General features: G+C 65.9%; 13 protein-coding genes and 2 tRNA genes. 13 read left to right on the top strand and 2 right to left on the bottom strand.

From position 1 onward, the window contains the following. Positions 1-56 precede the first annotated feature (56 nt). The 8 genes from ACQCSV_RS12725 to ACQCSV_RS12690 all read left to right on the top strand — a co-directional run bounded on the left by ACQCSV_RS12725 (position 57) and on the right by ACQCSV_RS12690 (position 8,239). Positions 57-854, top strand: coding sequence for an MBL fold metallo-hydrolase (locus ACQCSV_RS12725; RefSeq protein ID WP_354223087.1), 798 nt, complete (start codon positions 57-59; stop codon positions 852-854). Positions 855-910: 56 nt separating this feature from the next. Further along, the gene (locus ACQCSV_RS12720; protein ID WP_058932084.1) at positions 911-1,687 is read left to right on the top strand and encodes a fumarylacetoacetate hydrolase family protein; all 777 of its coding nucleotides are present in this window, start codon (positions 911-913) and stop codon (positions 1,685-1,687) included. A gap of 20 nt (positions 1,688-1,707) precedes the next feature. Continuing rightward, entirely contained in the window at positions 1,708-3,222 is a 1,515-nt protein-coding gene (gene gltX, locus ACQCSV_RS12715; RefSeq protein ID WP_354153684.1) for a glutamate--tRNA ligase, read from the top strand. Beyond that, on the top strand, positions 3,222-3,959 hold the full coding sequence (locus ACQCSV_RS12710; RefSeq protein WP_354153685.1) for an HAD family hydrolase: 738 nt from the start codon (positions 3,222-3,224) through the stop codon (positions 3,957-3,959). The genes gltX and ACQCSV_RS12710 overlap by 1 nt, the downstream gene beginning before the upstream one ends. 446 nt (positions 3,960-4,405) lie before the next feature. Continuing rightward, positions 4,406-4,477, top strand: a tRNA-Gln gene (locus ACQCSV_RS12705). A 143-nt stretch (positions 4,478-4,620) separates the two neighbouring features. Continuing rightward, positions 4,621-4,696, top strand: a tRNA-Glu gene (locus tag ACQCSV_RS12700). A gap of 160 nt (positions 4,697-4,856) precedes the next feature. Beyond that, positions 4,857-6,626, top strand: a complete 1,770-nt coding sequence (locus ACQCSV_RS12695) for a dynamin family protein (RefSeq protein WP_426938526.1) — start codon at positions 4,857-4,859, stop codon at positions 6,624-6,626. Beyond that, positions 6,623-8,239: a GTPase gene (locus ACQCSV_RS12690; protein ID WP_354153687.1), complete on the top strand. Its 1,617-nt coding sequence runs from the start codon at positions 6,623-6,625 to the stop codon at positions 8,237-8,239. The genes ACQCSV_RS12695 and ACQCSV_RS12690 overlap by 4 nt, the downstream gene beginning before the upstream one ends. A gap of 5 nt (positions 8,240-8,244) precedes the next feature. Here ACQCSV_RS12690 and ACQCSV_RS12685 read toward each other — a convergent pair whose 3' ends face one another. Beyond that, entirely contained in the window at positions 8,245-8,784 is a 540-nt protein-coding gene (locus ACQCSV_RS12685; RefSeq protein ID WP_354153688.1) for a DUF1697 domain-containing protein, read from the bottom strand. Between the two features lie 67 nt (positions 8,785-8,851). Continuing rightward, entirely contained in the window at positions 8,852-9,571 is a 720-nt protein-coding gene (locus ACQCSV_RS12680; protein WP_185260852.1) for an IclR family transcriptional regulator, read from the bottom strand. A 113-nt stretch (positions 9,572-9,684) separates the two neighbouring features. Here ACQCSV_RS12680 and leuC point away from each other — a divergent pair, with 113 nt between their 5' ends. From leuC to ACQCSV_RS12655, 5 genes are all read left to right on the top strand, one after another. Then, positions 9,685-11,139, top strand: a complete 1,455-nt coding sequence (leuC, locus tag ACQCSV_RS12675; protein WP_282329022.1) for a 3-isopropylmalate dehydratase large subunit — start codon at positions 9,685-9,687, stop codon at positions 11,137-11,139. A gap of 9 nt (positions 11,140-11,148) precedes the next feature. Further along, positions 11,149-11,751 (top strand): 3-isopropylmalate dehydratase small subunit, encoded by a 603-nt coding sequence (gene leuD / locus ACQCSV_RS12670; protein WP_354153689.1) that lies wholly within the window; start codon positions 11,149-11,151, stop codon positions 11,749-11,751. A 215-nt stretch (positions 11,752-11,966) separates the two neighbouring features. After that, positions 11,967-13,292 carry a UDP-N-acetylglucosamine 1-carboxyvinyltransferase gene (gene murA, locus ACQCSV_RS12665; RefSeq protein WP_354153690.1) on the top strand — a complete coding sequence of 442 codons (1,326 nt, stop codon included), beginning with the start codon at positions 11,967-11,969 and terminating at the stop codon, positions 13,290-13,292. Between the two features lie 10 nt (positions 13,293-13,302). After that, on the top strand, positions 13,303-14,070 hold the full coding sequence (locus ACQCSV_RS12660) for a lysophospholipid acyltransferase family protein (RefSeq protein ID WP_354153691.1): 768 nt from the start codon (positions 13,303-13,305) through the stop codon (positions 14,068-14,070). Next, positions 14,070-15,119 (top strand): NAD(P)H-dependent glycerol-3-phosphate dehydrogenase, encoded by a 1,050-nt coding sequence (locus tag ACQCSV_RS12655; protein ID WP_354153692.1) that lies wholly within the window; start codon positions 14,070-14,072, stop codon positions 15,117-15,119. Before ACQCSV_RS12660 ends, ACQCSV_RS12655 begins: the two co-directional genes overlap by 1 nt. The last annotated feature ends 2 nt before the right edge of the window (positions 15,120-15,121 follow it).

The following is a 15,121-nucleotide window of genomic DNA, read 5'->3' as shown; positions in this document are numbered from 1 at the left end:
TCACCAGCCCTGGGGGGTGCGGCTATTCCGTGCCGGCCGGATGCGAAGATGGTGCAGTGAACTCCACTTCGAGCGGCTCCCTCCACACCTGCAGCCCGCTGACGGCTTTCATCCTGGCGCCCAACCCCGGGCCTATGAGCCTCGACGGCACCAATTCGTACGTCATCGCCGCCCCCGGGGCCGGCGCATCCGTGGTGGTGGATCCGGGCCCCGCGGATGACGGCCACCTCCGCCGACTCGCGGACGCGGGCCCCGTGGAACTCATTCTTGTCACGCACCGGCATGCAGACCACACCGCGGGCTCCCTGCGGCTCCATGAGCTCACCGGCGCCCCGGTCCGCGCCGCCGATCCCCGGCACTGCCACGGCGGCGGCGAACCCCTTCAGGACCGTGAAACCATCCAGGCGGCGGGAGTGAGGGTCCAGGTCCTGGCCACGCCGGGCCATACCTCCGATTCAGTCTGCTTCCATCTTCCCCACGACGGCCCCCACGGTTCAGTGCTGACCGGCGACACTATCCTGGGCAGGGGCACCACCATGCTGGACTACCCGGACGGCAGGCTGCGGGACTACCTCCGGTCCCTGGACCGGCTCGAAGCCCTTGGTCAGGCCGCCGTCCTGCCGGCCCACGGCCCGGTGCTGCCCTCCCTGGAGGCCATCACCCGCGCCTACCGCGAGCACCGGCAGGAGCGGCTGGAACAGATCCGCGCAGCGCTGGCCCGGCTGGGCCGGGACGCCACGGTGGCGGACGTGGCAGACGCCGTGTACGCCGACGTTGACCCTTCCGTCCGGCGGGCGGCCGAAATGTCGGTTGCCGCGCAACTCGATTACCTCCGTGGGCTGCCCGGCACCTGACCATAGGGCCTGACGCAAAGGCAGGTGCCGCCGCTCAAGACGGTAGGCTGGAGACCATGCGTATTGCCAGGTTTGTAGTCGATTCCGATCCCCTCTACGGCGTTGTTGAAGGTGAACCCGGCAGTGAGGAAATCACTGTCATCAACGGCGACCCCTTCTTCAACGGGGTGGAGCGCACCCACGTCAAGCACAAGCTCGAAGACGTCCGGCTCCTGGCGCCGATCATTCCCCGCAGCAAGGTGATCGGCGTGGGCCGCAACTTCGCCGAGCACGCCGCCGAACTGGGCAACGAAGTGCCGCAGCAGCCGCTGCTGTTCCTGAAGCCGAACACCTCCGTCATCGGCCCCGGCGACCCCATAGTGCTGCCGGAATTTTCAGACGAAGTTTCGTTCGAAGCCGAGCTGTGTGTGGTCATCGGCCGGATCTGCAAGGACGTCCCCGAAGACCGGGTCGACGACGTCATCTTCGGCTACACCTGCGGCAACGACCTCACCGCCCGCGATGTCCAGAAAACGGACCTGCAGTGGGCCAGGGCCAAGGGCTTCGATACCTCGGCACCCCTCGGACCCTGGATCGAGACCGAGCTGGACACCGAAGACCTGGCCATCAAGGGCTGGCTCAACGGCGAACTGCGCCAGGACGGCAGCACCAGCCAGATGATCCGCGGTGTCCGGGAAATCGTCTCCATCGTGTCCCAGGCCTTCACACTGCTCCCCGGTGACGTCATCATGACAGGCACCCCGGCCGGCGTCGACCTCGTCACCGCGGGGGACCGTTATGACGTCGAGATCGAGGGTATCGGCCGCCTGTCCAACCCGGTGGTCCGCCGCTGACGGGTAAAGTTGGAACCACTATGACTACTGCCTCCGCGCTGAACCCTGCCGCCATCCCGTCCGTCACTGCCGAAACCCCGGTCCGGGTGCGGTTCTGCCCGTCACCCACGGGCACCCCGCACGTCGGCCTGATCCGCACGGCGCTGTTCAACTGGGCCTATGCACGGCACACCAAGGGCACCCTGGTTTTCCGCATCGAGGACACGGACTCCGCGCGGGACAGCGAGGAAAGCTACCACCAGCTGCTGGACGCGCTGAAGTGGTTGGGCATCACGTGGGACGAAGGTGTCGAGGTGGGCGGCCCGCACGAGCCGTACCGCCAGTCCCAGCGCAGCGACATCTACCAGGATGTCATCGATCGTCTGAAGGCCGGCGGCCACATTTACGAGTCCTACTCCACGCCGGCTGAAATCGAAGCCCGCCACCGTGCCGCGTCCCGTGACCCCAAGCTGGGGTATGACGGGTTTGACCGGCACATCACCGAGGAACAGCTGGCCCAGTACAAGGCCGAAGGCCGCCAGGCCGTGCTGCGCCTGCGGATGCCGGACGAGGACCTCACCTTCAAGGACCTCGTCCGCGGCGAGATCACGTTCAAGGCAGGCTCCGTGCCGGACTTCGCGGTGGTCCGTGCCAACGGCGCGCCGTTGTACACGCTGGTGAACCCGGTGGACGATGCCCTGATGGGCATCACCCACGTGCTGCGCGGCGAAGACCTGCTCAGCTCCACGCCCCGCCAGATCGCCCTGTACCGTGCCCTCTACGCCATCGGCGTGGCCGAGTACATGCCCGAGTTCGGCCACCTTCCCTACGTCATGGGCCAGGGCAACAAGAAGCTCTCCAAGCGCGACCCCGAATCCAGCCTGTTCCTGCACCGCGAACGCGGCTTTATCCCCGAGGGCCTGCTGAACTACCTGTCCCTCCTGGGCTGGTCGCTGAGCGCCGACGAGGACATCTTCACCGTCAAGCAGCTCGTGGAGCATTTCGACATCCACGATGTGCTGGCAAACCCGGCACGTTTTGACCTGAAGAAGGCAGAGGCCATCAACGGTACGCACGTCCGGCTGCTTGAGGCCGCCGATTTCCGTGCCCGCCTGGTGCCGTACCTCCGGGCCGCGGACCTGGTAGGGGAGATCCTCACCGACCGGGAGGAAGAGATCCTCACCGAGGCCGCACCCCTCGTCCAGGAGCGGATCACCTTGCTGGGGGAGGCCCCGGAGATGCTCGCCTTCCTGTTCAAGGCCGACGACGCGATCGACGTCGCAGACGACGCCCGCAAGGGCCTGCCAGCCAACCTGACCGAAGTACTTGACGCCGCACTGGCGGCCCTTGAGCCTGTTCAGGACTGGAACCCGGAGGAGATCCAGGCGGCCCTGAAGCAGGCGCTCGTGGAGGACCTCGGGCTGAAGCCGCGGCTGGCCTTCGGTCCTGTGCGCACAGCCGTCTCCGGGCGCCGGATCTCCCCGCCGCTCTTCGAATCCATGGTGATCCTGGGCAAGGACTCGTCCCTGAGCCGGCTCCGCGCCTTCCGCGGCTGATGTCCGCCACCGGCACCACCGCTGACGGAGTTCTGCAGACGCGCTTCGGGACCATCCGGGGCGTCCTGTTCGACATCGACGACACCCTGGTGGACCTCGAATACGCCATGACCACAGCCCTGCGCGAGGTCAGCGAGCACCTCCTGCCCGGTCTGGACCAGACCTCGTGGGAGCGTTTCGGCAGGATCTTCACGCACGAGACCACGCACTACTACGACAGGTACCTGGCGGGGGAGCTGACCTTCAATGACCAGCGCCTCCTGCGGGGGCGCGCCGCCCTGGGGCACTTCGGGGTGGAACTTGCCGAGGGCGAAGAATCGCACGGGTGGCTCTCGGCCTACAGCCGGCTGCAGCCCAGCTATGTGCGGGCCTTTGAGGACGTGCTGCCGCTCCTGGACGTGCTGGACGCGGCCGGCATCCCCTACGGTGCCGTCAGCAACAACGTGCACGACTACCAGCGGGCAAAGCTCGACAGTGCCGGCCTGGAACGCGTCATGCGCCTGGTTGGCACGGACACCGTAGGGGTGGCCAAGCCCCAGCCGGCCATCTACCTCGAAGGAGTCCGGCTGCTGGGGACCGCACCGGAGGAAACCCTCTATGTGGGGGACAACAGGATGCTGGATGCTGAAGGTTCGACGGCGGCGGGCCTGATCGGCGTCTGGCTCAACAGGGTGGGGGAGCCTGCGCCGGATTTCGCCGGTCACGAGGTCACGTCGCTGTCGCAGCTGCTGGGCTGAGCGGCCTTTTACTCTGCAGCCTGCAGCCTTCGCCTGTTCCATAGAACGACGTAGCTGCTTGCGGATCCGAACACAAGCCCAGCAACCAGTCCGAGGGGGCACGGCTGTTGAGCTTTCCACCCGGCGCGGCGAAGCCGTCTGTCAGGCGCCCTGTTGCTCCGTGCAATGGTGACGCCCCTTGATCGAGCCTGCCGGGGCCACCCACCTGAACCAAGCGGTAGCCCGGACGACAAAGGACATCCGGAGGACCTGGGGCAAGGGCAGGACGATGGTTATTCATTAGTAACTTACCGAGAGCAAATTATTCCGGGGATATGGCAAGGGCTTCGGCACCCAAGCCGTCAGCGCCGATTTGTGCCAGCCCAAAGTCTCGGGTAAAGTAATTTCTCGTGCTGAGGCGCACGGAGCGCGGCTTGAAGCCCGAAACTCCGGCCCGAAAGTATCATTGGGATATGGTGTAATTGGCAACACTACGGTTTCTGGTACCGTCATTCTAGGTTCGAGTCCTGGTATCCCAGCTCTGTTTGGTCGCAGGCTAACCGCGGCAAATCAGTGGTTTCAGATCGGTTCGCCGATTTGAAACGCGCGCTGAGTGTATGAAATACTCACTTAGCAAACCGGCCTGGCGCCGGTTGGAAGTGAAAACTTCCTGGAAGTACGCGGCCCCATCGTATAGCGGCCTAGTACGCTGCCCTCTCACGGCGGTAACGCGGGTTCGAATCCCGCTGGGGTCACCATGAAACGGTCCCGGGCCTCAGCCCGGGGCCGTTTTTCGTTGTGGACTCCGCTCCGGCGGAAACAGGACAAAACCGGGGGCCGGTGGAAAAGCGGCGCAACTGGCATGATGATCCTGTGACCTCCTCAGACGGGCTTCGTCCCACGCAGCCTCCGCAGCCTATGCGCGCACCGAAAACGCAGGCTGGCCCGCCCAACCCGACGCCTGATCCGGCCGTGGCCTTGCTCGAGGCGGTACGTGAGGACCTTTCCGCGGTGCTGTTGCCGCTTGCCCTTGCGGACGTCGAACAGGCGCGCCAGGACACGCGGAACGCCGTTGCCCAGCTGGATGACTACATCCTGCCGCGATACCGCAGCTTGGACGCACCGCTGCTTGCCGTCGTCGGGGGTTCCACGGGCGCCGGCAAGTCAACGCTGGTGAACGCCCTGGTGGGGCACGCGGTCACCCGCTCCGGCGCCATCAGGCCCACCACCCGGCAGCCCATTCTGCTGCACCACCCGGCTGATGCCGGCTGGTTCGAAGGCCACCGTGTGCTGCCCACCCTCAACCGTATCCGGGGGACTGTTTCCACGGAACCCGTCCCGGCCAGCCGGGCCGGCGCAACACCCGATGTGGAGGCCATTTCCTCTCTGGTACTGGTATCGGACCGGGCTGTTCCGCAGGGGATCGCGCTGCTTGATGCTCCCGACGTCGACTCCATTTCCGACGACAACCGCAGACTGGCCGGACAGCTGCTGGCCGCCGCGGACCTCTGGGTTTTTGTGACCACTGCCAACCGCTACGCAGACGCGGTCCCGTGGAAGCTGCTGCTGGACGCGTCCTTGCGGGACATCATGGTGGCCGTGGTCCTGGACCGTGTGCCGGCCGAGGCGGAAGCCGAAGTCAGCGCCGATCTCCGTGCGTTGCTGCAGAAAGAAGGGCTCGGCGATGCCGGACTGTTCATTGTGCCGGAGACGGACCTGGACCATCTCGGCATGCTGCCAACACACGCCGTGGAGCCGCTGCGGCGCTGGCTGCAGGATCTTGCAGCCGACGCCGCGGGACGGTCCGGCATTGCCCGCCGTACGCTCAACGGAACGGTGAAGGCGCTGGCCGGGCGGGTCGGAACCGTGGCGCACGCGGTCCAGGGGCAGGAGCGGGCCGCGGCCACGCTCCGGGCAGACGCTGAGGCCGCCTATCGCAATGCCGGAACCCGGATCCTCGACGCAACAAAGGACGGCGCCCTCCTCCGCGGGGAAGTACTGGCGCGCTGGCAGGATTTCGTTGGAACCGGGGAATTCTTCCGGGCGCTGGAACAGAACATCGGACGGCTGCGGGACCGGGTGGGAGCCTTCTTCCGGGGGGAGCCGACGCCGGCCGTCCGGGTTGAAGCCGCCATCGAAACGGGGTTGCAGGCCGTCATCCTGGACGAGGCCGCCAACGCCGGCGAGGAAACTGACCAGCGCTGGCGCTCGGACCCGGCCGGCCGCGAGCTTCTGGGCACTGTCGATCTGTCCGGCACCAGCCCAGGTTTCGCCGAGGTGGCCGCAGCGGAGATCCGGGCCTGGCAGGCCGCCCTGATGGAACTGATCCGCACTGAAGGCCAAGGTAAGCGCACGCAGGCGAGGTGGCTTTCCTTTGGCATCAACGGGCTGGGTGCCGCCCTGATGATCGTGGTGTTTTCCATGACCGCCGGCCTCACCGGGCTGGAGATCGGTGTGGCGGGCGGTACAGCCGTCGTCGGCCAACGACTTCTGGAGGCGGTGTTCGGCGAAGACGCGGTGCGCCGGCTTGCGCAGACGGCGCGGGATGACCTCCACGCCCGTTGCCAGCGGCTGCTGCAGGCAGAGCAGCAGAAGTTCCTCCAACGCCTGCCGGAGGGCGGCGCGGACACCGGCCGGATCCTGACGGACCATGCCGCTGCACTGGCCCGGCTGGCGGCCCAAGCATGAGCCGCCACAGCGTCGCCCGTGAAGCGTCGCAGCTGGACCGCAGGCTCCAAGCCCTCAATGATGCCCGCGAACTCGCCGAAGGCGTCCTGCCGGATGCCGCACTTGAGGGGTTGTTCCGGCTCCTGGAACGTGCGAGCTCCCGGCGGTCACTGTCGGCTGATCACACCGTTGTAGGGTTCTTCGGTGCCACCGGTAGCGGAAAATCGTCACTCTTCAACGCGGTCAGCGGCGCTGAAATCGCGACGGCGGCCGCCCGCCGGCCCACAACGTCGGAACCTTTGGCTGGTGTCTGGGGAGCGGACGGCAGCGAGCCGCTGCTGGACTGGCTTGAGGTGGGCAACCGCCACCATGCGGAGCCCGTGGCAGGCTTCGCGGACGAGGGCACGGGGCTGATCCTGCTGGACCTGCCGGACTTCGATTCCACCAGGGCCGCGAACCGCGAGATCGTGGAGCGCATGGTTGGCCTGGTTGATGTCCTGGTCTGGGTCCTGGATCCGCAAAAGTACGCCGATGCGGCGGTACACAACGATTTCCTGGCGCCCCTGTCCGCGCATGGCGCCGTGACCCTGGTGGTCCTCAACCAGGTGGACCGCTTGCCCGAACGGGACGTGCAGCCTGTGCTGGAGTCCTTGAAAGGGATCCTTGCCCGCGACGGGCTGGGAAAGGTTCAGGTCCTGGGCGCATCCGCCCTGAAGGGCACCGGCGTGGACAAGGTCCGGAGTGCCATCCGCGGTGTGGTGGTGCAGCGCCAAGCACTTTCGCAGCGGCTGGCCGCGGACGTTTCGCGGGCCTCAGGGCAACTCCGGAAAGCCGCCGGCGCCGGGGAAGCCGTCGGTGTCAGGCCGGCGTCGAGATCCCGGCTCACCGATGAGCTGGCAACGGCCGCCAACGTGCCCGTGGTGGTGGACGCAGTTGCGCGGTCCTACCGCATCGAGTCGACGCGCCGCACGGGGTGGCCGGTGACGCGGTGGCTGGTGCGGTTCCGGCCTGATCCGCTCCGCCGGCTCAATCTGAGAAGTTCTTCTCCGTCCCGACTTAACCGGACCTCGCTCCCGGCCGCGGGCGCCCCGGAACGTGCCCGGACGGATGCTGCTGTCCGTGAGTTTGCGGACGCGGCCAGTGCGGGCGCACCCGGACCGTGGCGTGCCGCCATCAGGGGTGCTGCCCGGCAAGGGCGGGAGGCGTTGCCGGATGCCTTGGACCAGGCCATCGCAGGCACGGACCTGATGGCGTCCCGGAAGTCCTGGTGGTGGGGCGTGTTCAACGTCGTCCAGTGGCTTGCGCTGCTGACAGTCCTGGGCGGACTGGGCTGGCTGGGTGTGCTGGCCGGGCTCGGCTATCTCCAGCTGCCCGTGCCGCAGGTTCCGAAGATGGAGGGCTGGCCGGTGCCCACGCTGTTGATTGCCGGCGGTGTGGTGCTGGGGATCTTCCTGGCGCTGACTGGAAAATTCATTGGGTCAGGAGCCGCGAGGGCGCGCGCAGCCAGGGCCAGGAAACGGCTGCGGGCAGCGGTGAGCGGGGTTGCCCGGGACTTCGTGGTGGAGCCGGTTGAAATTGAGGTCAGCAGGCTCGCGTCATTCAACGCCGCACTGAAGGTCGCGGGCGGAAACTAAGGTAGTTACGCCAGTGCGGTTGCGGCGTCCCTGACCTTGATCAGCGTCCGCAGGTTCCGCGTGGTAGTGGTTGCCTTGAACCTGGCCTTGGACGAAATCTTGCCGAACGGGCTGTCCAACGTCCCCCCGGCCGGAGCCAGCCAGGCCAATGCCTCCGGGCCGAGGCGTTTCTGCTGCGTACCTTCAAGGGCCGCTCCGGCGGCGTCCAGCTCGTCGAGCATGGCGGTGTCCGATGCCAGCGTGATGTAGGTGTGCGTTGCCTTATCGTCCGCCGGGTACGGGCAGGCCGCCACAAGTTCGGAGACCCGCTGGGCGGTCAAAACCACCACCCAGGCGTCGTAGCCGAACGCGTCACGCAGGCACTTCTCAAAGGTCCGTTTGACGGCAGCAGGATCCTCGTCGCTTGCAAGCACCACGTTGCCGCTGGCCAGCAGCGTCTTGACGTCCGCGAAGCCCCGCGATGCAAGGGCGTTCTTGAGGTCCGCCATCTTGATGTTGATCCCGCCGACGTTGATCCCGCGGAGGAAGACTGCGTAGCTGTTCATGCGCACAGCCTAGCCGCCATGCGCACAGCCTAGCCGCGGGCAGCCAGGCCTGGACGGAGGCGGGACCTCAATCGGTGCTCTTGCGCAGGGCCTCGGTGAGTAGCCGGGCGGCGTTGCAGACCACCTCGGCGTGGAGCCGGCCCGGCTGGCGGGTGAGCCGCTCGATGGGGCCGGAGATCGAGACGGCGGCGATCACGCGTCCGGACGGTCCCCGGACGGGGGCCGAGACCGAGGCGACCCCGGGCTCGCGTTCGCCGAGGCTCTGGCCCCAGCCCCGCCGTCGTACGCCTGCCAGCACGGTGGGCGTGAAGCGCGCGGCCTGAAGGCCCTCAAGAAGCCGGTCGTGGTCTTCCCAGGCGAGCAGCACCTGCGCGGCGGAGCCGGCCTTCATGGAGAGTTTCGTGCCCACGGGGATGGTGTCGCGCAGGCCGATGGGGCGTTCCGCGGAGGCGACGCAAATACGCCATTCGCCCTGGCGGCGGAAGATCTGGGAACTTTCGCCGGTGGCGTCGCGCAGCTGCATCAGGACCGGGCCTGCGGAAGCGATGAGGCGGTCCTCGCCGGCGGCGGAGGCGAGCTCCACCAGGCGGCTGCCGAGGACAAACCGGCCCTGGATATCGCGGCTCACCAGCCGGTGGTGGATCAGGGCCAGGGCAAGCCTGTGCACGGTGGGCCGGGCCAGGCCAGTGGCGGCCACCAGCTGTGCCAGCGTGGTGGGTCCGGCCTCCAATGCATCAAGCACATGGGCTGCTTTATCAATGACACCGACTCCACTAGAATTGTCCATGTAATGATATTGACGTCTCATTATCTGAGATGCAAATCTTTGGGCTGGCACAAAATGCAGCCCTGCTGGTTCAGTGGAACCAAACAGCCAAACAGCAGTGAAGGGAGATGGCCGTGGCAAAGACACTGGCCGAGAAAGTCTGGGACGCACATGTGGTGCGCAAAGGCGAGGGCGAAGGAGCCAATGCCCAGCCCGACCTCCTCTTCATTGACCTTCACCTTGTCCATGAGGTGACTTCTCCGCAGGCTTTCGAGGGCCTGCGCCTGGCCGGCCGCAAGCTGCGCCGCCCGGATCTCACCATCGCCACGGAGGACCACAACACTCCCACGCTGGACATCCACAAACCCATCGCCGATCTCACCAGCCGCACGCAGATTCAGACGCTGCGCAACAACTGCGCGGAGTTCGGTGTCCGCCTGCACTCGCTCGGCGACGCGGAACAGGGCATTGTGCACGTTGTTGGCCCGCAACTGGGCCTCACCCAGCCTGGCATGACCGTTGTCTGCGGTGACTCCCACACGTCCACCCATGGCGCGTTCGGTGCCTTGGCGATGGGCATCGGCACGTCCGAGGTGGAGCACGTCATGGCCACCCAGACGCTGTCCCTGAAGCCGTTCAAGACCATGGCCATCAACGTTGAAGGCACCCTGCGCCCGGGCGTCACCGCCAAGGACATCATCCTGGCCGTGATTGCCAAGATCGGTACCGGCGGAGGCCAGGGCTACGTCCTGGAATACCGCGGTTCCGCCATCCGAGCGCTGTCCATGGATGCCCGGATGACCATCTGCAACATGTCCATCGAAGCCGGTGCCCGCGCCGGCCTGGTGGCCCCGGACCAAATCACCTACGACTACATGTTTGGCCGCCCGCATGCGCCACAGGGTTCGGACTGGGATGCCGCCGTCGCGTACTGGAACACGCTAAGGACCGACGACGACGCGGCGTTCGATGTCGAGGTGGACCTGGATGCCGACACGCTGGAGCCGTTTGTCACCTGGGGCACTAACCCGGGCCAAGGCGTTTCGCTGTCTTCCAAGGTGCCGTCCCCGGAGGACTTCGGCGACGAGAACGCCAAGGCTGCCGCCGAACGCGCCCTGCAGTACATGGGACTGACCGCCGGTACACCCATGAAGGAGATCCGGGTGGACACGGTCTTCCTGGGCTCCTGCACCAACTCACGCATGGAGGACCTTCGCGCGGCCGCGGACATCATCCGCGGCCGCCAGAAGGACCCCAACATCCGGATGCTGGTGGTACCCGGTTCGGCGCGCGTGCGGCTCGAAGCAGAGGCAGAAGGCCTGGACAAGGTCTTTAAGGACTTTGGTGCCGAGTGGCGCTTCGCGGGCTGCTCAATGTGCCTGGGCATGAATCCGGACCAGCTGGAGGTGGGGGAGCGCTGCGCCTCGACCTCAAACCGCAACTTTGAAGGGCGTCAGGGCAAGGGCGGCCGCACCCACCTGGTTTCTCCGGTGGTGGCAGCGGCCACGGCCATCCGTGGCACCCTGAGTTCGCCGTCGGACCTCGATCCTGCTCCCGAGTCCGCCGCCATCCGCACCAACGCAGCCTAGGAGGCCGCCATGGAAAAGTTCACCACCCACACCGGCATCGGCGTCCCGCTGCGGCAGAGCAACGTTGATACGGACCAGATCATCCCCGCGGTCTACCTCAAGCGGATCACCCGTACCGGCTTCGAGGATGCCCTGTTCTCGGCCTGGCGCAAGGACCCGGCCTTCATCCTGAACCAGGCGCCGTTCAACGCCGGCTCCGTCCTGGTGGCGGGCCCGGATTTCGGCACCGGTTCATCCCGTGAACACGCCGTCTGGGCCCTGAAGGACTACGGCTTCAAGACCGTCCTCTCCTCCCGGTTCGCCGATATTTTCCGCGGCAACTCCGGCAAGCAGGGACTGCTGGCCGCCGAGCTCGCCCAGGACGACATCGAACTGATCTGGAAGGAACTGGAAAACGCCCCGGGCACCGAAGTCACCGTTGACCTGCCGTCCAAGACCGTCAGCTGCGGCAGTATCGTGGCACCCTTTGAGATCGACGATTATACCCGCTGGCGCCTTCTGGAGGGCCTGGACGATATTGGCCTGACCCTCCAGCACGAAGAGGACATCACCGCCTTCGAGACCACCCGTCCGGCCTTTATGCCCACAACGCTTCCGGCCCGCCTTTCCTGAGTACCGCTGGGGCAACGCGGGGTCACTTGCGGCCCATGTCAGGTCCCAGGACGGGCCGTAAATGACCCCGCGTTGCATCTCTCCTGGCGGTGGCGACGTTGGGAAGTCACGACGGCGCTGCGCACGCCGTATTTCGGTTCGGTAACGCAACCTCCTATGCTTAGCTGGAGCCTTTGCATGGATTTTGGGGCGAGTAATCGTAAGGAAACCGGTATATGAGTAGTGTTCTGACAATCCGCGGCGGAGTCCCGCTTACAGGCCGCGTCAGCGTCCGGGGGGCCAAAAACCTTGTTCCGAAGGCAATGGTGGCAGCATTGCTGGGCAACGAGCCGTCGGTGTTGCGGAACGTTCCGGAGATCAAGGATGTGGAGGTTGTCACCTCGCTCCTGCAGTTGCACGGAGTCACAGTGGTCAAGGATCCCGTCAGCGGCGACCTCACCCTGGATCCGAAGGCGGCAAAAACCGCCCCGAGCACTGCGATCGATGCCCACGCCGGTGATTCACGGATCCCCATCCTGCTCTGCGGACCCCTGATCCATGCGATCGGTGAGGCTTTCATTCCGGACCTTGGCGGCTGCAAGATCGGTGACCGGCCCATCGACTACCACCTCAACGTGCTCCGCCAGTTCGGCGCCGTGGTGGAGAAGCGCCCGGGCGGCATCCATATCTCCGCGCCCAAGGGCCTGCACGGCGCCAAGATCAATCTGCCGTATCCCTCGGTCGGCGCCACGGAACAGGTGCTGCTCAGCGCCACCCGCGCCGAAGGGATCACCGAGCTTTCCGGCGCCGCCACCGAGCCTGAGATCATCGACCTCATTGCCGTGCTGCAGAAGATGGGCGCCATCATCAGCGTCCAGACAGACCGGACCATCCGCATTGAAGGCGTCCGTGACCTGGGCGGCTATAACCACCGCGCCCTTTCGGACCGCAACGAATCGGCGTCGTGGGCCTCCGCGGCGCTGGTGACCCGCGGTGACATTTTCGTTGAAGGCGCCTCACAGCGGGACATGATGACGTTCCTGAACACCTACCGGAAGGTGGGCGGCGGCATGGACATCGGCGAGGACGGCATCCGCTTCTACCACCGGGGCGGCAAGCTCAACCCGCTGGTTCTGGAAACCGACGTGCACCCCGGCTTTATGACCGACTGGCAGCAGCCGCTCGTGGTGGCGCTGACCCAGGCCGAAGGCGTATCAATCGTCCATGAAACCGTCTACGAAAACAGGTTTGGCTTCACCGATGCGCTTATCCGGATGGGCGCCAGCATCCAGGTTCACCGCGAGTGCCTGGGGAGCGTGCCGTGCCGCTTCGGCCAGCGCAACTTCCTCCACTCCGCCGTCATCTCCGGCCCCACCCAGCTTAAGGGCACCGACATCGACGTACCGGACCTGCGGGGCGGCTTCAGCCACCTGATCGCGGCGCTGGCCGCTTCCGGCACGTCGCGGGTGACCGGGATCGATATCATCAACCGCGGCTACGAGCGTTTCACCGAAAAGCTGTCCGGCCTCGGCGCCGACTTCGACATCAGCTCGACAAAGTAGCGGTGGGTACGTGAAGGAAACGGCCAAGAGCCAGGCCACATTCGTTGTGGTCGCAGCTATAGTGCGACCGGTGCTGAACGCAATGATGAACAAGAAGTGGGAAGGCCTCGAGAACCTCCCCGCCGGCGGATTTATTGCTGCGCCCAACCACTGCACGGAAATCGATCCGCTGATCGTGGGGCATATTCTCTACAACCAGAAGCGCGCCCCGCACTTCCTGGCCAAGGCCGGACTGTTCAAGGTTCCGGTGCTGGGCGCGGTCCTGCGTGCCACCCGGCAAATCCCGGTGGAACGCTCGACGGCGGGAGCGAACCGCTCGCTGCAGCTTGCCCAGGAGATTGTGGCGGACGGCGGTGCCATCATCATTTACCCCGAAGGTACGCTCACGCGCGATCCCGCCATGTGGCCGATGAAGGGCCACACCGGCGCTGCCCGTCTTGCCTTGGAAGGCGGCATTCCTGTGGTTCCGATCGCTCACTGGGGGGCCCATGAGGTGTTCCCGCGTTATGCGAAGCGGTTCCACCTTTTCCCGCGCAGGACGTCCAGGGTGATGGTGGGCAAGCCCGTTGACCTCAGCCAGTTCATGGGCCGGCCACTGGACAAGGCAACGCTGACCGCGGCTACCGAGAAGATCATGGATGCCGTGACCGGTTTGCTGGCCGACATCCGCGGGGAGGAGCCGCCCGCTGAACGCTGGGACCCTTCCAAGCACAATCAAGCCACGCACGGTCGCTTCGTTGTGCGGGAAAATCCTGACGACGCTGCGGATGCCACCTGATGGCTGACGGAAGCCGTCAGGGTTCCGCCCGGTCTGTCGCTGTCCTGGGCGCCGGTTCCTGGGGTACCACATTCGCCAAGATTCTCGCCGACGCGGCCGGCGTAGCGGGGGAAGAACGTAGCATCCGAATCTGGGGCCGGCGCAGCGAAGTGGTGGAGCAAATAAACAGCACGCACCGCAACGTCCAGTACCTGAAGGACACCGAACTGCCGCCCTGCATCTCAGCGTCCACGGACGTCCGTGCCGTGCTGGCGGGCGCGGACCTGGTGGTCCTCGCTGTTCCGGCCCAGTCACTGCGCCTCCAGCTACGTGAATGGAAGCCGCTGATTGCTTCTGACGCCATGGTGGTGTCACTGATGAAGGGCCTGGAGCTCGGCACCGACGCTCGGATGAGCGAGGTCATCAGCGATGAACTGGGGATTCCCGCGGAACGCATCGCAGTGGTTTCCGGCCCCAACCTGGCCATGGAGATCGCCCGTGAGGAACCCACGGCCTCAGTGGTGGCCTGTACCGATGCGGCCGCCGCAGGCTGGATCGCGAGGAGCTGCACAGCGCCATACTTCCGTCCATACACCACAGCGGACGTGGTCGGCGTGGAAATCGGCGGAGTCGTCAAGAACGTCATCGCGTTGGCCGTGGGCATCTGTGAAGGTAAACAGATGGGGGACAATACCAAGGCCTCCGTGATCACGCGGGGCTTGGCCGAAACGTCAAGGCTCGCGCTTGCCCTTGGTGGCGACGCCCGGACCATGGCAGGGCTGGCCGGTCTGGGGGACTTGGTGGCAACGTGTTCCTCGCCGCTGTCACGAAACCATACGGCTGGCCGGATGCTGGGCCAGGGACTCACCCTCGAGCAACTGGCCCAGCAGATGACCCAAACAGCCGAAGGTATAAAGTCCGGCCAGGCTGTCCACGAACTTGCCGGGAAGCTGGGTGTTGAAATGCCCATTACTGCCGCCGTCGTAGCCGTCCTGGCCGGCAAACTGTCCGTTGACCAACTGGGGCCGCTGCTGCTGGCCCGGGACCTGAAACCCGAAGGCGATTACTGACG

This window comes from Pseudarthrobacter sp. S3, from assembly GCF_050156905.1.
GTDB lineage: Bacteria > Actinomycetota > Actinomycetes > Actinomycetales > Micrococcaceae > Arthrobacter.
The sequence above is the reverse complement of the archived record's forward strand: the minus strand, read 5'-3'. Positions and strand labels throughout refer to the sequence as shown.

What these genes read in the sequence shown, in the direction of transcription:
- ACQCSV_RS12710 (WP_354153685.1), top strand. Translation starts at nt 3,222, where the DNA reads ATGTCCGCCACCGGCACCACCGCTGACGGAGTTCTGCAGACGCGCTTC.
- ACQCSV_RS12680 (WP_185260852.1), bottom strand. Translation starts at nt 9,571, where the DNA reads ATGGACAATTCTAGTGGAGTCGGTGTCATTGATAAAGCAGCCCATGTG.
- leuD (WP_354153689.1), top strand. Translation starts at nt 11,149, where the DNA reads ATGGAAAAGTTCACCACCCACACCGGCATCGGCGTCCCGCTGCGGCAG.
- gltX (WP_354153684.1), top strand. Translation starts at nt 1,708, where the DNA reads ATGACTACTGCCTCCGCGCTGAACCCTGCCGCCATCCCGTCCGTCACT.
- ACQCSV_RS12685 (WP_354153688.1), bottom strand. Translation starts at nt 8,784, where the DNA reads ATGAACAGCTACGCAGTCTTCCTCCGCGGGATCAACGTCGGCGGGATC.
- ACQCSV_RS12695 (WP_426938526.1), top strand. Translation starts at nt 4,857, where the DNA reads ATGCGCGCACCGAAAACGCAGGCTGGCCCGCCCAACCCGACGCCTGAT.
- ACQCSV_RS12690 (WP_354153687.1), top strand. Translation starts at nt 6,623, where the DNA reads ATGAGCCGCCACAGCGTCGCCCGTGAAGCGTCGCAGCTGGACCGCAGG.
- ACQCSV_RS12655 (WP_354153692.1), top strand. Translation starts at nt 14,070, where the DNA reads ATGGCTGACGGAAGCCGTCAGGGTTCCGCCCGGTCTGTCGCTGTCCTG.
- murA (WP_354153690.1), top strand. Translation starts at nt 11,967, where the DNA reads ATGAGTAGTGTTCTGACAATCCGCGGCGGAGTCCCGCTTACAGGCCGC.
- ACQCSV_RS12720 (WP_058932084.1), top strand. Translation starts at nt 911, where the DNA reads ATGCGTATTGCCAGGTTTGTAGTCGATTCCGATCCCCTCTACGGCGTT.